Genomic DNA, 19,330 nt, shown 5'->3' with positions numbered 1-19,330 from the left:
GAGAATCAACGAATTACAAGTTCTACGACCAGCCTAATAATCGCCCACCTTGGAAAATAACAAAAGATACGATATATGCCAGAGCAAGAGAATAGCCAATAGAGAAGAAAGTCCATTTCCAAGAGGCTGTTTCTTTTTTGATAACCCCTACAGTGGCCAGACAAGGAATATATAACAGGATAAAGGCCATAAAGCTGATTGCACTCAGCGGTGTAAAGACTTGTGAAATTTGATTCTCTAATCCAGCGGTATCTGGTGCGTGATAGATGATATTCATCGTAGACACTACAACCTCTTTCGCTAAAAATCCTGGGACCAAGGTAGAGCCGGCCTGCCACGTTCCGAAACCAAGCGGTTCCAGTAGTGGTGCAATCATGCCTCCGAATTTAGCTAGATAGCTATGATCCATTTCTACATCAAATCCGCCAGGACCAGCATAAGACATGAACCAAATAATGGCTGATCCAGCTAGAATAATCGTTCCCGCTTTACGAAGGAACCCTTTGCCCTTCTCCCAAGTGCTGCGCGATAAGGTTTTGATCTGCGGCATACGGTAAGGAGGAAGTTCGATGATGAAGACGGAGGATTCATTCTTGAATAAGTATTTAGAGAATACCTTACAAAGAATTAGGGCAAACACAATCCCCATAACATACATAGAGAGAACGGCAAACGCTTGTTGCTCAGGGAAGAATACAACTGCGAATAATGCATAAACAGGTAATCTTGCAGAACAAGACATCAGCGGCATTAACAGGGTTGTCAGCATGCGGTCTTTGGGCTGTTCGATGCTTCGCGCCGCCATAATGGCCGGCACATTGCAACCAAAACCAATGATAAATGGAATGAATGCTTTTCCATTCAGTCCCATTCGTTCCATGGTGCTGTCCATCAACAAGCAGACCCTTGCCATGTATCCGGAATCCTCTAGGAAGGAAATGATCAGAAAGAGAATAAAGATTTGCGGAACAAAGACCAGTACGCCTCCTACACCGCCGATGATGCCATCCACAATCAATGCATGCGTGAAGCCTGAAGCTCCAATGGTCTGAAGCAGTGAGTTCGTTCCATCACTAATAGGGCCGGATATCAGGCCATCTACGATATCCGATAGGGGGCCGCCAACCCAGTCAAATGTTGTCTTAAAGAGAGCATACATAAAGAAAATAAATAAGGGCAGTCCCCAAAATCGATGAGTCAATACCGAATCTAATCTTTCGGTTAAGTTATGGGGCTTCTGAGCTGTCGTATCAAGGACTTCGACACAAATATTGCGAATATACTCCATACGGTTCGAGCGAATCCATTGCGGGAGTGTCAGGGCGAGTTTTTTGATTTGTAGCTCACTCTGACAAGACTCACAGATATTTAGCAGTCCCGTAACATCTATACGCGACTTCAGAAACTGAAGTATAACTGGATTCTGCTCCAATAGCTGTAGAGCGACCCAACGGTGATTGGGCAGATCTTTTATAGAACGTAATTCCTTTTCTATAGAAGATATCGCTCGCTCGACGACCTCACCATAATTCAGCTTGAACTTTACAGCAGGAATAGCTGACGATTCCTCGAGGATGCTGAGCATCTGTACGCTGCCTTTACCGGTTCTTGCTATAAGTGGGAGGACGGTGACACCCAATCTTGATTGTAAAATGGTTTGATTAATATGAATACCACGCGCATTAGCGACATCAATCATATTAAGACCGAGTACAGTAGGCTTGCCATACTCAAGTAGTTGAAGCGTGAGCAGCAGATTACGTTCCAACTGGGATGCATCCACGATATTGATTAATGCTTCAGGGGATTCTTCTATCAGATATTGGGCTGCGACCCCTTCATCACGGGAGAGTGGGTGCAGAGAATAGATGCCGGGCAAATCAATGAGCTTGCCTGCCCCGTTCTTCAGATTTCCGATCTTTTTCTCAACCGTAACGCCTGACCAGTTACCTACATATTCGTATGAAGTCGTTAATGTATTGAAGAGAGAGGTCTTACCTGTATTGGGATTGCCCACAAGAGCTATAGAACTCAAGATACGTTCACCTCAATCAGAGAAGCTTCTTTGCGGCGTATGGCGAACAGCTGGCCGTTACATTCTAGCGTAATCGGTCCCCAAAAAGGTCCCTTTCCTTTAAGACGGATGTTCACACCCTCTGACACTCCGAGATCAGCAAGACGACGGCGTAGAACGGGGTTCATTCCTTCTATTTTATGAATATTTCCAGCAGCGCCAGGTTGTAATTGCAGTAAGGAACAGCAGGTAGAAGCAGCTATTGTAATCCCTCCAAAAGAGATTGAGAATCAATCTCAACTGTTTTCTTGTAATGTAGCATTTTTAAGTGTTTGTATACTGTGACATTTGTCCCTGACCTACTATGGTAATTACTTTAAAGTGCTAAAGGCGAAATACCTTTACAATTTATTCTTCATTAAAGTATGATTGAACGATATAAATTGCATAGTAAAGCTATGCTAGAGGTTATAATGATTGCAATAGCACATACGATGATTGCAGGAATTGAAGGGAGATAATTATGAAGACTAATCAATGTAAAATTGTTGACTGCACCATTCGCGATGGGGGGCTCGTTAACAACTGGGATTTCAGCGTGGAATTTGTGCAAAATTTGTATGCCGGCTTGAATGAGGCTGGTGTTGACTATATGGAAATCGGTTATAAAAACTCCCCTAAACTGCTCAAAGGAGCAGAAGGTGCTGGACCATGGCGTTTTCTGAACGATGACTTCTTACGTAAAGTTATCCCGCAAAAGGGACATACGAAGCTTTCCGCTTTGGTTGATATCGGTCGTGTGGATGAGAATGATATTTTACCTCGCAGCGAAAGTATGCTGGATCTGATTCGGGTAGCTTGTTATAGCAAAGATGTGGAGAAAGCCTTACAGCTGGTACAAACCTTCCATGATCTAGGCTATGAGACAACGATCAATATTATGGCTTTGTCGAATGTAATGGAGAATGAATTATTAGAAGCTTTCGAAATGATTCGTGAGAGTGTAGTTGATGTGGTATACATTGTGGATTCATACGGTAGTCTAGATCACAACGACATCAATTACTTAGTTGAGAAGTTCAAAACTCATTTGCCAAACAAACGCCTGGGCGTACATACCCACAATAATCTTCAACTCGCGTTCTCCAATACGTTGATTGCTGCTGAGAAAGGTGTAGAGCTGCTGGACGCTTCCTGTTATGGAATGGGACGTGCTGCGGGGAATTGTCCTACAGAGCTGCTAGTGACCCATTTGAAGAATACACGCTACACATTGCGCCCTGTAATTGATATCATTGAACGCCTGATGATTCCTTTACGTGAAAAAGAAGAGTGGGGCTATATCATTCCTTACATGATCACTGGAACGCTTGATGAGCATCCACGTTCAGCAATGGCGCTTCGCGCATCGGCGGATAAGGATAAAGCGGTTGATTTCTATGATAAGCTTACAACACCTGAGGTTAACTTCGGAGATAAATAAACCTGTTGTTCAGAAGCACTGAACCCGTTCGTAGGGGGAAGTGCTTTTTTTTTGAATAAAAATAAAATATCTATAAGTTTCTCTGATAAATGATTCTAATATTTTTCGCTGAAATACTTACCGTTCTAATAAGAAGGCTGAAGGTATTTTTGCTTGCCTGCTAGAAGAAAATGGTTTATATTTATGCAAGATTTATGAATAATCGCTATAAAAATACGACCTCACAAAAGAAATGTAACTTTAAAGACCGATCTAGCCGATATTTATACATAGGACAAGACTATACATAGTTGCTTAATAATCGACATCATTTTCAGACGCGAGGGATCTATGAGACAAGAAGAGAAAAAGACAATTCAAGCGGCTATTGTAGGAGCCTTACTGTTCCTATTCATTCAAATTTTCCATACATCGTTAAACCGATTGGACAATTGGGATATTATTTCTGCACTCTATCTCATTGTCGGCTGTTGTACTGTTGCTTTTGGATTTGCGATATTTGCACAGGGCTGGTTGTTCTTCTCTAGCAGATTATCTAAAGGAAGATTATATGTCGCAGCTCTTTTTGGTGGAATATGTATTATTGATTTCTTGCATACACTCGGCTTTGTAGCATTTCCATTGATTTCATCGTTTATAACCCCTGAGGAATCAAGGTGGCTGCTTACCTTTTCACGACTATCCAGCGGCCTGGGCATATTGTTTATTTTTAGTAGAGAAGATAAACCAGTGACCGTTACCGAAAAAAGAAATGTATTCAGAATCGCCTTCATGTTGATCGTGCTCTTCATCGCATTATTTGTATTTATCCACTCAGCAGTGCCTGAGTTATTTACTAAGCCTTGGATGAGTACACTTAAACAATTCGTTGATCTGGCAGTACTTTTTGTTTATTTAGCAGGTGTTGCTGCCATCGTATTTCCTGGGAATAATGAAAAGTCAGCCTCGCTGCTTGTTATTATTCGGGCACTTATCTTTTTCTCGCTAGGCCAGGCTTTTTTTATGACTCCCATAAGTGGCGGAAATATTGATGATCTCTTTGGAATGTTATGTAGCGGAATTGCTTATTACCAGTTGCTTACCGGCGTGTATCGCCTGACAATTGAAGAGCCATTTTACGAGAAACAGTTGGCCGAAGAACGGATCAATTATTTGGCGTATCATGATGATTTAACAGGACTTCCTAATAGACGTCGGCTGACACAGCGTGTAGAAGAAATGATTGATGCTGGAGAGACGGACACAAATGATCAATTCTCAGCTTTGGCTATTATGAATATTAATCATTTTAAGAATATAAATGACTCTCTGGGTCATTATGCCGGAGACCTTTTATTGAAATTGGTGTCTGAGCGTCTCAGTAATGAGGCTAGATCCAGTGAAGAGCTGTATAGTATGGGAGCGGATGAGTTTGCTTTTCTAATGACAGAAAGAGCAAGTCTTGGAGAATGCTTGGCACGAGCTACAGAGTTGCTCAGATTATTTGAAGCCCCCGTTAACATAGAATCTGGCGAGTACCATATCTCACTCAGCTTGGGGATGAGTATTTATCCCGGTGACGGGGAAACTGCTGAACATCTCATTCAAAATGCGGATACTGCTGTTCATAATGCGAAGGAACAGGGTGTGGAAATTCGTCGTTATATCCCAGCCATGCAGATGAAGGCAAAGGAACGCCTGAAGCTGGAAAATGACCTTCGAAGAGCGCTTGAGCGTGATGAGTTCTATCTCTTATATCAGCCAAAGGTGCAGCTGGAGACAGAAGAGATTGTAGGTATGGAAGCTTTATTGCGCTGGAATCATCCTAAGCGTGGTATTGTCTCACCTAATGAGTTTATTCCATTAGCTGAGGATAGCGGGCTAATTGTTCCAATTGGGGAATGGGTACTGAAGACGGCGTGCCAGCAAAATAAACAATGGCAGCTAGCAGGCTACCAGCCGATATGCGTCTCTATCAACTTATCTATGCGTCAATTCCTTCAGCCGAACCTGGCTGGTAAAATTCATACCATTCTGACCGATATTGGTTTGGATCCATGTTATGTAGATCTTGAAATTACAGAGAGTATGACCTTGGATAAAGAAACGGCTTTTGATCAGCTGAAGCGCTTGAAAGAGCTAGGTGTGTTCATTAGCATCGATGATTTTGGTACAGGTTATAGCTCATTGCACTATTTGAAGGATATGCCGATCGACAGGCTAAAGATTGACAGATCGTTTGTCTCCGAGGTTATGGAGGACAGTAATAATGCAGCAATAGTCTCCACGATTACTTCTATGGCGCATCATTTGAAGCTCAAGGTTACCGCAGAAGGGGTGGAAAACAAGGAGCAGCTGCAGTTTTTGCGTGAGCAGCATTGCCATGAAGCTCAAGGGTTTTTGTTCAGTAAACCTATTCAAGCAGCTGAATTTGAGACCTCATTTTTGAAAAAGGCTCCCCTCGGCGCTTCCTTGTAAAATATAAGAAAGTATAAGTTTCACACCATACTCTATGTCTTATATTTCGCATAAAAAAATGTTGATTTTTATTTATGGGGGTGATACAATATCTCTTGTACTCACTTTCCAATGCGGGTGTAGTTCAATGGTAGAACTTCAGCCTTCCAAGCTGATAGCGTGGGTTCGATTCCCATCACCCGCTCCATAATTTAAACTTCCAAATCCTTGCGATGCAAGGATTTTTTTATGTTTTGGTTGATGGTTTTGTTATGAACTATTCTTAGATATCAAAAAGCCAGGCTCCTCAATGAAGAGGAGTCTGGCTTTGTTATACTACCTGATTCTCTTAAACAGTCTTCAAGAACTCAACAATGGTGAGCAGTCCCTTATCAAAGTTCTCCAGGTTGAAATGCTCATCCGGTGCATGCAGGTTCTCATCATCAAGGCCAAAGCCCATCAGGACCACGGGTGCTTCAAGTACACGGGAGAAGCTTTCCATGATCGGAATGGAGCCACCGTCTTTGGTGAAGAGGGCACGGGTACCGTATACTTTGCCGTAAGCGTCTGCGGCAGTTTGCAGTATAGGGTTCGATGGATCGATGTTAAAGGCACGCGCCTTCTCCATTTGCGTCACATGCACTTTCGCTCCGGTTTGAATATTAGCCTTAAGATGCGCTTCAACGGCATCAAGAACATGCTGTGGATCCTGATCGCCAACGAGACGGCAAGTAATCTTGGCATGTGCTTCTTTTGGAATAACTGTCTTGCTTCCTTCGCCTTGGAAGCCGCCATACACACCGTTAAGTTCAAGTGTAGGGCGAGCACCAATACGTTCTACAAAAGAATAACCTTCTTCGCCGTATAACGCATCAAGTCCAAGTCCTTCGCGAATCTTATCTTCATTCACGCCTTGCTTCACGAATTCCTCACGTAGCATTGGAGAAAGTTCAGGTACACCATCATAGAAGCCTTCTACAGAAACACGACCTTTGTCGTCATGAAGGGAGCTGAGCAGGGACACGAGAGCGTGCAGTGCATTCGGAACACCACCACCGTAAGAGCCGGAGTGCAGGTCTGTAAGAGCTGTAGTTACGCTCACTTCAAGTGATCCTAGGCCACGTAGTCCTGTGCAAATTGCAGGGCGACCACGTTCCAGCAGGGAAGTATCGGAGACTAGCACCGCATCCGCAGCCAGCTTTTCTTTGTTAGCTTCCAGGAATGGAGGGAGATTTGCGCTGCCGATTTCTTCTTCACCTTCGATACAGAGCTTGATGTTAACAGGAAGAGTACCTTCTTGTTTCAGGATTGCTTCAATCGCTTTGAGGTGAATGAATACTTGTCCTTTGTCATCCGTTGCTCCACGTGCATACAGCTTGCCGTCACGGATCTCTGGTTCAAACGGAGGTGTAGTCCACAGGTTTAGCGGATCTACTGGCTGCACGTCGTAGTGGCCGTATACAAGAATGGTTGGCTTACCTGGAGCATGAAGATAGTCAGCATATATGACGGGATGTCCCGCTGTCGGATGAAGTTCAATGTTCTCAAGTCCAGCTTTCTTTAGTGTGTCTGTCAGCCAATGGGCTGCAGCTAGTACATCGTCCTTATGCTCAGACAAGGCAGAAATACTTGGAATCTTGAGCCATTGTTTTAGTTCTTCGAGATGTTCATCCCGGTGTGTTGAAAAATACGTTTCATATGACATAGTGTGTATGTACCTCCTTAAGTTTTGCTGCGCAAAACCGGCTATGAGCTTAATCGTCATGTGTGACCGTCTTGTTTAGCATTCTATAGGAATCATTATACTGGAGAACTCACTATGGATCAAAAGCGATTAGAAAGACGTCTTATCTGATCCTCGTGACCGGAGCTTTTTTTCGCAATTAATAGTTCCTTTCCGGTTGTTGATTACTAACAGTAACCATGATAAGCTGATTAAACTTAAGGGACAAGAAGGCACTATTACATGCTTGAGTTCCTATGGAGGTAACCACTTTGGAACATTCAATGGACGAACCCATTCGGCTAATGCCGACGCTAGAGGATTGCTCCATCACCCGCCAGATTCTCGACAGGGTTGGGGACAAATGGAGTGTGCTCATCATTGTCAATTTGGGTGCAGAAGCATTGCGGTTTAAAGAACTTCAGCGGCGTTCTGGTGGTATATCACAACGGATGCTGACCCAAACCCTGCGTCATTTAGAACGAGATGGTATAGTTTGGCGTAAAGTTACGCCTACGGTACCTTTGACTGTTGAATATGGTCTGACAAGTTTAGGAGAGTCCTTGCTGGATCCTTTAACTTCCCTAGTGGAATGGGTCAATAGAAACAACGCTGAAATCGCCAAAGCGCGTATAGGGTATGATCGTCAGCACGAAATGTTGGAGTAGCAAGCTAGGTGTACAATTTACTGGGATAGAGGATGGATTATTTTGCAAAAGAAAAGTGAAAAAAACACATTTTTATATACTTACACCTGTTCAGAGGACGAGTTATCACTATGTCAGATGGAGCTTCGTTGTCTTTTTGGAGAGGAAGTACCTTCTTCAATCTTTAAGAGTGAGGTAGAGGTGGATGTCAGCCGCAGTCCCTTCATAAAAGAACGAATTGATGTTATGTACGAAGGAGATAGCTTGCCTGAGATTTATGATCAAACGGAGCAGGTGGAGCTTGGCGGTAAGACATTTAAGGTTATTTTTGTGAAGACCAATGATCTGTCCCCTGCGGACAAAATAGAATATGATGAGCGAAGAGTGATCGAGCGAGAAATTGGGCTGCGGATTGAAGGGGAAGCGGATGTAAACCATCCAGAGCTGGTATACGGCATTGTTACGCTGGGCGGTCGCTGGTACTTTGGAGCTTATCATAAGAACAAGGCCACCTGGTTCCGTCAAATGAAAAAGCCGCGTAGCTACTCTATCGCGCTTAGCACACGTGTAGCCCGAGCTGCGGTCAATATAGCCGTTCCGAATCCGGAAGGTGTACGAGCTATCGATCCTTGCTGCGGCATCGGAACAGTAATGGTAGAAGCCCTCTCGATGGGAATCAATATGGTTGGACGTGACATTAACCCTCAAATCGCGATCGGTGCCAGAACGAATATTGCCCATTTTGGATTCACAAGTGAGGTTACGCTTGGAGATATTGCTGACATCACAGAACATTACGATGTAGCTATTGTAGATATGCCTTATAATCTATATTCTAGTATTACACCTGAGGAACAGTTTGCGATTCTAGTGAATGCGCGCCGGATTGCAGATCGGGTAGTTATCGTTGCGATTGAACCGATGGATGAGATGATCACGGAGGCTGGATTTACGATTATAGACCGCTGTGAAGCTAAAAAAGGTTTGTTCTCCCGTCATTTAATGCTTTGCCAGTAATCCTAATCAAGTTATTTAAAGGGGTGCAGCAATGGAGCAGAAATGGTTAACCTGGGCTAAAGAAATACAGGCCATCGCACAGACTGGACTAACTTACGCTAAAGATGTCTATGATATAGAACGGTATCAAGCTTTGCGGGAGCTAAGTGTAGATATCCTCGCTAATTATACGTTCGAAAGCAAGGAGAGAATAAGACTCTCCTTTGCTAGTGAGGGTGGCTATTCTACGCCGAAAGTGGATATCCGTGGGGTTGTTTTTCAGGATGACAGAATCCTGCTTGTCCGCGAGAAATTGGATGGAAAGTGGGCGCTTCCCGGGGGCTGGGGAGATATCGGTCTGTCACCGAGTGAAGTCGTTGTTAAGGAAATTCAAGAAGAATCAGGATTTGAGACAGAAGCAATTCGCTTGCTGGCTGTTTTAGATAAGAAATTTCATAACCATCCTCCGGAGCCGTATCACGTGTATAAGTTTTTTATTTTGTGCAGAATTGTAGGCGGCGAGGCGCTGCAAGGGGTGGAGACGAGTGAAGTATCCTTTTTTGCTGAAGATGAACTGCCTGAGCTCTCATTAGAGAGGAATACAAGTGAGCAGATTGAAACGATGTTTGAATATTTACGAAATCCAGAAAAAGTAGTAATATTGGACTAAGAATTTGCATATTATGTATGACTTCCGTAAAGTGATGTTTTTAATGATGTAAATGATGGGTAATAATTATTATGTAAGCACTTACAATGTTGGTATTCTAAGCTTTTAGGTCGAGCGGTCTACATTTTTTCCTCTACTGTGACGATAAGAATTTTAGGAGGGGATCGCATGGAACAAGAAGAGTTGAGCATTCCATTGAAACAGGAAAATGTGGTGCGTCCTGCAGAGGGCAATATTGCCACTGGGCTGGTTTGGGGTATCTTAATCAGCATTCCGTTATGGATCTCTGTGATTGGCTGGATTCTGGGGTTTTGGCGCTGAGCCGTATTTTAATAATTATCTAACTCTATTAGTTGTATAGTATACATCAAAGGCGGTCTCTTCGTAACTGAAGAGGCCGCCTTTTTAGTTTCCTGTGTTTCTCAAGATTTCGAATATAACAGTCTAAAGTTCTCGCAAACTACCTTCATCTTTGGATCAAAAGGCTTCTTCAAGAACGCTAAGGATTCTCTGGAGAAGAACTTCTCATGCTCATGGCGCCACGACTCTAACGTTCTGTCATCCTCGCCTTCGCTATAGGCAAAGTCAGCGCCTACCTCATCAAAAGGTGTAATTTGCACATCTGTCGTAACGATCACTGCTTGCGGATTACCACGGCCGTCCAGCAGGATACTATGTCGTCCAATTTCTGGTAAGGTCTCGTCACAGACTGCATAAATTTCATAGTTCGAAGCGGTTCCTGTCTTAATCCTGCGGATCACCAGATCTAGCAGTTCATCGGCCATTTGAGGACTGTCGCCAAAGGCCCAAGCCTCGTAGTTATCCGCTGCTTGTGGATGAAGCTGGGTGTATTCTTCCCAAAAAAGCTTAATCTTCGTTTCGTTGCTCATATCCGTATCTCCTCATTTAATAATCGTTAGTGTCCCGCAGTTTCCATCCAGCCCGCATAGAGCTCATCTAGTTGCTCTTGCACTGCATCGCGTTCTTTCTGTAGCTCGGCGAGCTCTGCCGCATTGCTACTGATCAGTGGATCTAGCATTTTGGCATCGATTTCCCCAAGCTGATCCTCAACTTCGGCAATAGCCTTTTCCCAATCAAAGTGGATACTCTTCTTGCGGGAACTGGACGAGTTAGCCGTAGTGACATTAACATTCACGGAACGGTTAGATTGAGGCTTACCGGAGCGTGCAGTGGTTCCATCTGAAGAGAAAGGCTTAGGCTGATCAGGAATAGAGACTGGTGCTGCTAACGCCTGTTCAGCTTGCTTCTCCTTGTAATACTCATAGTTGCCGTTGAAAACTCCAAATCGTCCACTTTCAATGGACCAGAGCTTATGGAACAGACGATTAATGAAATAGCGGTCATGTGAAACGGCCAGCACTGTACCTGGGAATTCTTCTAATGCTTCCTCTAGCGCTTCCCGGGAGTCAATGTCTAGATGGTTCGTTGGTTCATCCAGAATTAACAGGTTTGGTTTACGATGCATCAACACAGCGAAGCGCAGGCGGGTCCATTCCCCTCCGGATAGATTCGTGATGTCTTTGAATACATCGGCACCGTAGAATAGGAAACGTGCGAGCTGCCCGCGCGCTTCACCTTCTTCTAGTCCGGCCTCTTCACGGAAGTAGCGGAGTACGGATTGTTTGTTATTGTCAGGGACAGCCTCTTGCGCGAGATAACCAACAACGGTTCTTGAACCAAGCGTGCAGCTTCCGGTGTCTGGCGTCTCCTGACCTAATATAATTCTTAAAAGTGTACTTTTCCCTGCCCCGTTACCACCGATAAGTGCCGTAGTTTCTCCGTAGCGAAGAACTTCGTTTGCGTCTGTAAACAGGCTTCGCTCTCCATATGCCTTACCGATATCCTCCAGTATGACGACTTGATTCCCGGAGCGATCATTTTGCTGTAGCTGCAAATCCATCGATTTGCGCTCTAGAATAGGACGTTTAACCTTTACCATACGATCCAGTGCTTTTTGCATGGAAGCTGCACGCCGGTAAAAGGCAGGGTTTGGGGGAGTTCCCCGATTCCCAAATTCGATGAGGCGTTTGATGCTCTCCTGCATTTGCTTTATTTTTTTCTGTTGTTCTTGATAATCAGCAAATTGTTGAAGTAGATGTGTTTCCTTCTCTATTTGATAGCCGCTGTAGTTGGTATGGAAGGTAAAAGCCTCGCCATCCTCAATCTCGATCACTTTTTTGACTACAGCGTCGAGGAAGTAACGATCATGGGAAATGGCTAGCACTGTACCGTCATAGCTCTGTAAGTACTGCTCTAACCACTCAATGGCGTTCATGTCTAGATGATTGGTTGGCTCATCGAGTAGAAGTACATCAGGTCTACGCAGCAGGAGTTCTGCGAGTCCGACTTTAGTTTTCTCGCCGCCAGAAAGAGAGGAGAAGAGTCGGTTATATTGCCCAGTTCCGATTCCTAGACCAATGGCAACTCGCTGAATGGTGGATTCAATTTCGTAGCCTCCTGCGGTCTCAAATTTATCCTGAAGGCTACCATATTCTTTCAGCAGCCGATTCCATAGCGTTTCATCCGTTCCGGTATTGAAGGTGGACATTTCAAGCTCCAGCTCTCGCAGGCGTTGTTGCCATTGCAAAGGTTCAGCAAAGCTACGCTGTAGAACTTCATATACGGTTTCTTTTTCGTTAACCTCTTGAATTTGAGCCAGCATTCCTACTACACTACCTTTGCGAATTGAGATTTGCCCTTGATCGGGGCGCTCTTCGCCATTCAGTAAGTGGAAAAGTGTAGTTTTACCGCAGCCATTGCGGCCGATTAGACCGATTTTTTCTCCTTGGCGGATATCGAAGGTGATGCTATTTAGTACGAGTTGTGCACCGTGGTATTTTTGAACATTTTGGCATTGAATAATCATATATATTCTCCTTTAAGAATGCCCTTTGCACCGCCAGAACCCTAAATCGAAACTGGAATTCTGTAAAAAACCATAAAAAAAGACCGTAGGGAAATTTCCCTACGGCCTTATCATTCTCCGGTTAACTGATCCGTCCGGGTGATGGCAGGAAAGGCATTTCACAATTGTGTAGTGTTATTAAATTCATGGAAATGGACAGACTTCTCCCGTTATCGCCATTTACATGAGCAATGCCAGCTATCGCTTTAGGTAGCCGACTCATAACACTGTTGGTCCAGTTGTGATCCATTCCTTCCACACCCCTTTCTTAACAAATTTAATGACAGTGTAAACAATAATCGGAAATTTAGCAAGTAAAAAGATGGCAAAGCGAAGTTTTACACTGCATAGAATATGAATCGATGAATAATATGGTTCTATGTGTGGGGAGATGTGCCACTAAAAAATAACAGATGAAAAGGGGAAGTTATATGGCACTTTTTGACGGATTGATGGGTAATGCATCACAAGTAAATCTAGCGGAGGTACAGCGGGAATATGCACAAATCCTTGCCCCTCAAGAGAAAATTGAACGAGCCTACAAGCTGATTAGAGATATGTTTATTTTTACAGACAAACGACTGATTCTAGTGGATAAACAGGGACTGACGGGGAAAAAGACGGACTATCATTCCATCCCATACAAAAGCATCTCGCATTATTCCGTGGAGACGGCAGGGCACTTTGATCTGGATGCGGAGCTATGTATCTATATTTCCAGCAGCACTTTGCCACTCAAGAAGACCTTTAATAAATCCGTGAATATTTATGAGGTACAGGCGGTATTGTCACAATATATTTTAAAATAGTTTAGTTAGACCGTGTAGCGGAGTACCAAACCACCATAGGCAAAAGCGGCTAAGATGACTAAGGCAGGATGCAGCTTAAGCCGCTTGATGGCCCAAAATGCGATTGCGGCAATGAGCAGTGTTTGCCAGATTCCGATGGAGTCCGCAGGACCTTTGGCCATTGTCCAAGTGAGTACAGCCATCATAACTGCTATAACGGGTTGGACAAGCAATGTCATCCCTTTCACTACGGGGGATTGCTTGTATTTTTGCATGATCTCTAACAGGATAATAAGCGCTACTGCGGAGGGCAAGACGGTTGCTAACAAAGCTATGATGAGTCCTAACCAGCCGTAGACATCATAGCCGACGTAAGCTGCGATTTTGGTAGCAATTGGGCCAGGCAGTGCATTGCCAAGTGCAAGCATGTTAGAAAACTGTTCATCGGTCAGCCAGCCGTAATGGGGAACGATTTCTTGATACATCAATGGAATAGAGGAAGGACCACCGCCGTATCCAAGCAAATTCGCCATGAAAAATCCGTATATGAGCTCTAACCAGTCCATCAATTTGATCCTCCTTGTTGTTGCTTCGCGATGATCCGGTAATGAACGGCTCCGTAACCTAGAAAAAGTACGATTACGAGAGCTGGATGTATGTGAATTATTTGTAGCAGAAGTAAGGCTAGAAGGATGAAGACAGCGCTGAGATATTTTCCTAGCCCTTTATAGGCTTTTTGCGCAAACTCATATGCCATTATTCCTAACATGACAGCAATGACAGGAGATACCCCCGCGATCATTCCAGCTACTACTTTTGAGCTACTTAAATAATTTACAGCTGATAACAGTATGATCATAGCCAGGCAGCTAGGTAAAATATGTGCCAGAACTGACAGTATCGCCCCCCCTAACTCCTCGAAGTTTATATCCAAGATAAGCCGCCATTTTGGTAGCAATAGGTCCCGGTAGCGCGTTGGCAATCGCCAATGTCTCCCCGAATTCATCATCGCTTAGCCAAGTGTAGCGAGTTACCGCATCATGCCGGATTAATGGAATCACGGAAGGCCCTCCGCCATAGCCGACAATCCCAGTTCTGAACATGGCGATAGCTAATTGTACATAGTCTTTATGGATGGATATCACGTGAGACCCCCCTTGTGTTTAGAGCCCATTCTATACAAATCATATGTGTGAAGCTACGAGGTTGACTAGAAATTAGCTAATGTTTGTGCATGAATCACAAAAAGAGGATGGTTATTTTGAGGTTTGGCGTAACCGATTGACAAGGGATTTTTATGTAATGTTAAATGACATTAATTAAGTGAGAAGTTAATAGGGAGATGGGGAACATGGCGGAGAAACCTGTAATAGGCACAAAAACAATGGTCGTCAGCCCTCATTATTTAGCTTCGGCTGCGGGTGCGCGCATTTTGGAAAAAGGGGGAAATGCCTTTGATGCGGCGGTGGCGGTTAGTGCGACGCTCGCTGTAGTCTACCCACATATGACGGGGCTTGGTGGGGATTCGTTCTGGTTGACCTATAGCACAGAAGAGGCGCGTGTCCGGGCGTATAACGGAAGTGGACGGTCGGGTTACGGAGTTCGCAGAAGTTGCTATGCCGGTGAGGGAGCTATTTCGAGGCGGGGGATCCGCAGTGCCATCACCGTACCGGGGATGGTGGATAGCTGGGACGCCATGCTCAGCAAGTATGGCCGCTTAACGCTGGCAGAGGTGCTGGAGCCAGCCATCGGCTATGCTCAGAGTGGGTTTCCGCTGTCGCCAGACCAGCGGAATAATACGCTGTTTGCTGGAACGGCGTTGTCGGCGGAGGCGTCCGCGATTTATATGCCGGGTGGAGTGGCTGTGTCTGCTGGATCGAGATTTCAGCAGACACAACTGGCGACAACCCTGAGGACGTTGGCTGCGGGTGGACGGGATGCTTTTTATAAGGGGAAGATTGCTGAAGATATTTGTGATTATATGCTGGCAGCTGGGGGCTATCTCACACGGGATGATTTTGCGGATCATCAGGGGGATTGGGTCGAGCCGATTCATGCGGAATATCATGGGCATAGGGTGTATCAAGTGCCGCCAAATTCTCAAGGGTTTACGGGGCTGATGAGTCTTAATATATTGGAGTATTTTAATTTCGGAGAAATCGAGCATGGCTCTTATGAATATTACCACCTGCTTGTTGAAGCGCTGAAGCTGAGCTTTCGCGATCGGGATAGAGTGCTTACAGATCCGGATTTTAGTGCTATTCCTTTGGTGCAGTTGCTGAATAAGAACTATGCAGGGCAACTAGCCTCTACGATCTCGATGCAAAAAGCGGCACAGCTGACCAGTCAGCCTATTGGTAGTGATACTGCATATGCTGCGGTGGTGGATGAGGAGGGAAATGCGGTTTCCTTTATTCAGAGTCTGTATTTTGAGTTTGGCTCAGGAGTGGTTGCTGGGAATACAGGAATTCTGCTTCAGAATCGGGGTTCGTTTTTCTCGCTTGATCCGAACCATATCAATACGCTTGAACCGCATAAGCGCAGCTTCCACACACTGATGCCAGCCATGGCCTGCCGCGAGGGCAAACCTGCGATTCTATATGGTACGCAAGGTGGTGAAGGTCAGCCGCAGACTCAAACGTTGCTACTTACAAGGATGCTGCATTATGGGATGAATCCGCAAACGTCTGTAAGTGAACCACGTTTTGTATGGGGGAGGACGTGGGGGGAGCCTACGCAGGAGCTGAAGGTAGAGGGACGGGTAGCGGATGAGGTGCTGGCAGATTTGGCGGGAGCCGGTCATATTGTCCGGAAAGTGGAAGCATATGACGGGAGCGTGGGTCATGCTCACGCGATATCCATAGATGACAATGGATATCGTAGTGGGGGGACAGACCCGCGCTGCGATGGCGCGGCGATAGGTTGGTAGGGTGAGGTGCTCTGTCCGAATCCCCCAATTTGCTCCTTCCGTTATTTGGTAGGAAGGATATCGTGAGAGGATTCTCGGAATGGCAAATGGGAAAATCAAGGAATGCTGAGGGGGGAGGAAGGAGAAATGGTTCTGGATAATCGGTATGGCGCGTTCATAGATTCTGAGCTAACAGTCGGACGTTTAGGGAATGGGATATTGGACGGAATGACCTTTGCGGTGAAAGATGTGTATGCGGTAGCAGGGCACAGTTCTTCTGCTGGTAATCCAGATTGGCTGCGGAGCCACAATCCGTCTACAGAACATGCGGCAGTAGTACGCCAGCTGCTCCAATCGGGAGCGACGCTTCGAGGAGCGACTCATACGGATGAGCTGATGTACAGTCTGGGTGGTGAGAACCATCATTATGGAACGCCCATAAATCCCCGTGCCGCAGGTTGTATCCCGGGTGGTTCTTCTAGTGGATCGGCAGTAGCGGTAGCTTCAGGTAGTGTTGATTTTGCGCTCGGAACAGATACAGGTGGTTCTATTCGAGTCCCTTCCGCCTATTGCGGAGTATATGGCTTTCGCCCGACGTATGGTGCTGTGAATATGGAAGGTGTGATCCCGTTATCACCGCAATTTGATACAGTAGGCTGGATCGCTGATCGTATGGATGTGCTCCAGAAAGTGGGGGAGGTTTTACTTGGAATTGGGCGCATGTATGAAAAAGTAACGATGAGCATAGATGGAAATTTAGAATTGAATATAGAGAACGGTGGGGAAAAAAATGAAGAGGAAGAATTGGAGAATAATATACAAAAGAACATAGAGGATCAGATATCAAAGAGCAAAGGAAATAATGTGGAATATAATTCGAGAAAGGATAAAGAGGATGATTTACAAAAGAAAATGGGGACTTTATTTGTCGCTACGGACTGTTGGAATTTGGCCGATCCAAAGGATGGGAGTGTTCTAGCGAATGGATTGAACCGTTTGAGGACTGGTGCTGATCATTTCTTCGAGACAGAAATAGCTCCAGGAGGATTGAAGGTCTGGATGGATGTTTTTCGAGAGTTACAGGGTAGTGAAATCTGGACAACCCATTGCGCCTGGATTGAGAAGGTAAAACCATTCTTTGGGCCAGATATTGCAGCCCGGTTCTCTTGGGCTGCTAACTTAGCTGGCAAGGACCACAGTATCGCTCTGAATAAACGAGCGGAGATTTCTACTCAATTGCGCCAACTGCTGGGAGAAGATAATTGTCTTGTGATTCCGACAGTACCTGGTCCTGCTCCACTGCGTGGTGGGGGGTTGCGTCAATTGGAGGAGAACCGTAGTGGGGCGATGATGTTGAGTTGTATAGCTGGATTGGCAGGCCTGCCTCAAGTAACATTACCTATGCTCTCTACAAATGGACTGCCGCTGGGATTGTCGGTTATCGCCGGACATGGTCAGGATCTTCGGTTACTCTCATGGGTGAAGGAGGTTTGGCGGCGGTCGTGAGATGACGGGACTTGATGGGTTTTGAGATGATAGGTGAAATTGGTTTTTAAAAAATGATCTCAATGTGATGAAGTAGGTTCAATAATGGTGTGTTAGAGTAAAAGATAAATTCAGTGCTCAAAAGTTGGCTTAAGACCAGCGTTTCAGTAAACACCTCCATGCGAAGAAAAAGAACGGTATAAATCCCGTAGAATGCGCGAAATTGGCCCGTATAGCTGAAAAGAACGGTATAAATCCCGTAGAATGCGCGAAATTGGCCCGTATAGCTGAAAAGAACGGTATAAATCCCGTAGAATGCGCGAAATTGGCCCGTATAGCTGAAAATAACGGTATAAATCCCGTAGAATGCACGAAATTGGCTCATATAGCTGAAAAGAACGGTATAAATCCCGTAGAATGCGCGAAATTGGCTCATATTGCGGGGAAGAAGGGCAAAAATACCCTAGAATCCTGTAATTCCGGCCATATTACAGGAAAGAGGGGGATAAATACCCTAGAATCCAGTGATTCCGGTCATATAGCCGAAAAGAGGGGGATAAATCCCCCAGAATCCAAGAATACTGGCGATATTACCGGAAGAAGGGGTATAAATGCCCCACACCACAAAGGTCAGCCACGACACACTCGCGTTTCATCTGAACACGCAAACAAAGCACCTTCCGTGAAGAAGGTGCCATGCCCCGTGCCCCGTCCGAGCTCTATTCTACGAATGCTTCGACTTCTATTTCTACTAACAATAGTGGATCAATAAGCGCTTTTACCTCTACCATGGTTGCTACAGGCTGAATATCTTTGAAAAATTCGCCGTGTGCTTTGCCGACTTCTTCCCAGCGTGAGATGTCTGTCACGAACATTCTTGTTCTAATTACATGCGACAAATCAGCATCTAGCTGGTTTAGCGCTTTTTCGATGGTATGTAGAATGAATTTCGTCTGCGCGTATGGATCTCCTACACCGACTATTTCTCCGTCTTGCATGGCTGTTGTTCCTGCGACTTCGATACGATTGCCGATTCGGATGGCGCGAGAATATCCAACCACCGACTCCCAGGGTGAACCCGTAAACACTTGCTTTTTACTCAAAAGATCCCCTCCAAATCCATCCTAATATTGTCCGATCTAATTATACTACTCACACAAGTGATGTGAACTAAAGATTAATGATTAATCAGTTATGTTCATTTAATGTTATATTAACTAACATAAAAACCATTAAATTTTAATTTCACTCTAT

18 protein-coding genes, 1 tRNA gene and 1 pseudogene are annotated in these 19,330 nt (G+C 44.9%); 10 read left to right on the top strand and 10 right to left on the bottom strand.

Going from position 1 to position 19,330, the window contains the following annotated elements; translation table 11 throughout:
• Positions 1–22 precede the first annotated feature (22 nt).
• Positions 23–2,035, bottom strand: coding sequence for a ferrous iron transport protein B (gene feoB / locus ACFWMP_RS07995; protein WP_042185744.1), 2,013 nt, complete (start codon positions 2,033–2,035; stop codon positions 23–25).
• Positions 2,032–2,250, bottom strand: coding sequence for a FeoA family protein (locus ACFWMP_RS07990; protein WP_094869966.1), 219 nt, complete (start codon positions 2,248–2,250; stop codon positions 2,032–2,034). The genes feoB and ACFWMP_RS07990 overlap by 4 nt, the downstream gene beginning before the upstream one ends.
• Positions 2,251–2,537: 287 nt before the next feature.
• On the opposite strand from ACFWMP_RS07990, the gene ACFWMP_RS07985 reads away from it, so the two are divergent.
• From ACFWMP_RS07985 to ACFWMP_RS07975, 3 genes are all read left to right on the top strand, one after another.
• On the top strand, positions 2,538–3,497 hold the full coding sequence (locus ACFWMP_RS07985) for an aldolase catalytic domain-containing protein (protein WP_170880320.1): 960 nt from the start codon (positions 2,538–2,540) through the stop codon (positions 3,495–3,497).
• Between the two features lie 330 nt (positions 3,498–3,827).
• Positions 3,828–5,954, top strand: coding sequence for a putative bifunctional diguanylate cyclase/phosphodiesterase (locus tag ACFWMP_RS07980; protein ID WP_379422941.1), 2,127 nt, complete (start codon positions 3,828–3,830; stop codon positions 5,952–5,954).
• A 113-nt stretch (positions 5,955–6,067) separates the two neighbouring features.
• Positions 6,068–6,141 (top strand) — tRNA-Gly (locus ACFWMP_RS07975).
• A gap of 141 nt (positions 6,142–6,282) precedes the next feature.
• Here ACFWMP_RS07975 and ACFWMP_RS07970 read toward each other — a convergent pair.
• Positions 6,283–7,638 (bottom strand): dipeptidase, encoded by a 1,356-nt coding sequence (locus ACFWMP_RS07970; protein ID WP_339269469.1) that lies wholly within the window; start codon positions 7,636–7,638, stop codon positions 6,283–6,285.
• A gap of 290 nt (positions 7,639–7,928) precedes the next feature.
• Here ACFWMP_RS07970 and ACFWMP_RS07965 point away from each other — a divergent pair, with 290 nt between their 5' ends.
• From ACFWMP_RS07965 to ACFWMP_RS07950, 4 genes are all read left to right on the top strand, one after another.
• Positions 7,929–8,324 carry a winged helix-turn-helix transcriptional regulator gene (locus ACFWMP_RS07965; protein ID WP_081382709.1) on the top strand — a complete coding sequence of 132 codons (396 nt, stop codon included), beginning with the start codon at positions 7,929–7,931 and terminating at the stop codon, positions 8,322–8,324.
• Positions 8,325–8,366: 42 nt separating this feature from the next.
• Complete coding sequence (locus tag ACFWMP_RS07960; protein WP_341127416.1) at positions 8,367–9,320, top strand: TRM11 family SAM-dependent methyltransferase; 954 nt, start codon at positions 8,367–8,369, stop codon at positions 9,318–9,320.
• Positions 9,321–9,351: 31 nt separating this feature from the next.
• The gene (locus ACFWMP_RS07955; protein WP_042185753.1) at positions 9,352–9,969 is read left to right on the top strand and encodes an NUDIX hydrolase; all 618 of its coding nucleotides are present in this window, start codon (positions 9,352–9,354) and stop codon (positions 9,967–9,969) included.
• A gap of 168 nt (positions 9,970–10,137) precedes the next feature.
• The gene (locus tag ACFWMP_RS07950) at positions 10,138–10,290 is read left to right on the top strand and encodes a hypothetical protein (RefSeq protein WP_156113065.1); all 153 of its coding nucleotides are present in this window, start codon (positions 10,138–10,140) and stop codon (positions 10,288–10,290) included.
• A gap of 101 nt (positions 10,291–10,391) precedes the next feature.
• On the opposite strand, the gene ACFWMP_RS07945 is transcribed toward ACFWMP_RS07950, so the two are convergent.
• The 3 genes from ACFWMP_RS07945 to ACFWMP_RS07935 form a co-directional block, all read right to left on the bottom strand.
• The gene (locus ACFWMP_RS07945; protein ID WP_379422937.1) at positions 10,392–10,859 is read right to left on the bottom strand and encodes an ASCH domain-containing protein; all 468 of its coding nucleotides are present in this window, start codon (positions 10,857–10,859) and stop codon (positions 10,392–10,394) included.
• A gap of 26 nt (positions 10,860–10,885) precedes the next feature.
• A complete protein-coding gene (locus tag ACFWMP_RS07940; protein ID WP_379422935.1) occupies positions 10,886–12,856 on the bottom strand; it encodes an ABC-F family ATP-binding cassette domain-containing protein in 1,971 nt (656 codons plus the stop codon).
• A gap of 99 nt (positions 12,857–12,955) precedes the next feature.
• Positions 12,956–13,018, bottom strand: a complete 63-nt coding sequence (locus ACFWMP_RS07935) for a cytochrome c3 family protein (RefSeq protein WP_379423559.1) — start codon at positions 13,016–13,018, stop codon at positions 12,956–12,958.
• Positions 13,019–13,326: 308 nt separating this feature from the next.
• On the opposite strand from ACFWMP_RS07935, the gene ACFWMP_RS07930 reads away from it, so the two are divergent.
• Positions 13,327–13,704: a PH domain-containing protein gene (locus ACFWMP_RS07930; protein ID WP_379422933.1), complete on the top strand. Its 378-nt coding sequence runs from the start codon at positions 13,327–13,329 to the stop codon at positions 13,702–13,704.
• A gap of 5 nt (positions 13,705–13,709) precedes the next feature.
• Here ACFWMP_RS07930 and chrA read toward each other — a convergent pair whose 3' ends face one another.
• Together chrA and chrB are read right to left on the bottom strand one after the other, a co-directional pair.
• Entirely contained in the window at positions 13,710–14,249 is a 540-nt protein-coding gene (chrA, locus tag ACFWMP_RS07925; protein WP_379422931.1) for a chromate efflux transporter ChrA, read from the bottom strand.
• A pseudogene (gene chrB, locus ACFWMP_RS07920) lies at positions 14,249–14,786 on the bottom strand (chromate efflux transporter ChrB). Before chrB ends, chrA begins: the two are co-directional and overlap by 1 nt.
• A 248-nt stretch (positions 14,787–15,034) precedes the next feature.
• On the opposite strand from chrB, the gene ggt reads away from it, so the two are divergent.
• The gene (gene ggt / locus ACFWMP_RS07915; RefSeq protein WP_379422929.1) at positions 15,035–16,612 is read left to right on the top strand and encodes a gamma-glutamyltransferase; all 1,578 of its coding nucleotides are present in this window, start codon (positions 15,035–15,037) and stop codon (positions 16,610–16,612) included.
• Between the two features lie 132 nt (positions 16,613–16,744).
• The gene (locus tag ACFWMP_RS07910) at positions 16,745–18,097 is read left to right on the top strand and encodes an amidase family protein (protein ID WP_379423557.1); all 1,353 of its coding nucleotides are present in this window, start codon (positions 16,745–16,747) and stop codon (positions 18,095–18,097) included.
• A 46-nt stretch (positions 18,098–18,143) separates the two neighbouring features.
• Here ACFWMP_RS07910 and ACFWMP_RS07905 read toward each other — a convergent pair whose 3' ends face one another.
• Both ACFWMP_RS07905 and ACFWMP_RS07900 read right to left on the bottom strand, forming a co-directional pair.
• Positions 18,144–18,512 carry a hypothetical protein gene (locus ACFWMP_RS07905; RefSeq protein ID WP_379422927.1) on the bottom strand — a complete coding sequence of 123 codons (369 nt, stop codon included), beginning with the start codon at positions 18,510–18,512 and terminating at the stop codon, positions 18,144–18,146.
• A gap of 283 nt (positions 18,513–18,795) precedes the next feature.
• Positions 18,796–19,179 carry a RidA family protein gene (locus ACFWMP_RS07900; RefSeq protein ID WP_042185766.1) on the bottom strand — a complete coding sequence of 128 codons (384 nt, stop codon included), beginning with the start codon at positions 19,177–19,179 and terminating at the stop codon, positions 18,796–18,798.
• Positions 19,180–19,330: the final 151 nt, after the last annotated feature.

This window comes from Paenibacillus sp. NPDC058367 (assembly GCF_042723305.1).
Lineage (GTDB): Bacteria > Bacillota > Bacilli > Paenibacillales > Paenibacillaceae > Paenibacillus_AQ.
Note: the sequence above shows the minus strand (reverse complement) of the source record. Positions and strands in the feature narration are given on the sequence as shown.

Excerpts from the sequence above, each read along its gene's own strand:
- ACFWMP_RS07985 (WP_170880320.1), top strand. The coding sequence starts at position 2,538 with ATGAAGACTAATCAATGTAAAATTGTTGACTGCACCATTCGCGATGGG.
- ACFWMP_RS07980 (WP_379422941.1), top strand. The coding sequence starts at position 3,828 with ATGAGACAAGAAGAGAAAAAGACAATTCAAGCGGCTATTGTAGGAGCC.
- ACFWMP_RS07970 (WP_339269469.1), bottom strand. The coding sequence starts at position 7,638 with ATGTCATATGAAACGTATTTTTCAACACACCGGGATGAACATCTCGAA.
- ACFWMP_RS07955 (WP_042185753.1), top strand. The coding sequence starts at position 9,352 with ATGGAGCAGAAATGGTTAACCTGGGCTAAAGAAATACAGGCCATCGCA.
- ACFWMP_RS07950 (WP_156113065.1), top strand. The coding sequence starts at position 10,138 with ATGGAACAAGAAGAGTTGAGCATTCCATTGAAACAGGAAAATGTGGTG.
- ACFWMP_RS07945 (WP_379422937.1), bottom strand. The coding sequence starts at position 10,859 with ATGAGCAACGAAACGAAGATTAAGCTTTTTTGGGAAGAATACACCCAG.
- ACFWMP_RS07940 (WP_379422935.1), bottom strand. The coding sequence starts at position 12,856 with ATGATTATTCAATGCCAAAATGTTCAAAAATACCACGGTGCACAACTC.
- ACFWMP_RS07930 (WP_379422933.1), top strand. The coding sequence starts at position 13,327 with ATGGCACTTTTTGACGGATTGATGGGTAATGCATCACAAGTAAATCTA.
- chrA (WP_379422931.1), bottom strand. The coding sequence starts at position 14,249 with ATGGACTGGTTAGAGCTCATATACGGATTTTTCATGGCGAATTTGCTT.
- ggt (WP_379422929.1), top strand. The coding sequence starts at position 15,035 with ATGGCGGAGAAACCTGTAATAGGCACAAAAACAATGGTCGTCAGCCCT.
- ACFWMP_RS07905 (WP_379422927.1), bottom strand. The coding sequence starts at position 18,512 with ATGAGCCAATTTCGCGCATTCTACGGGATTTATACCGTTCTTTTCAGC.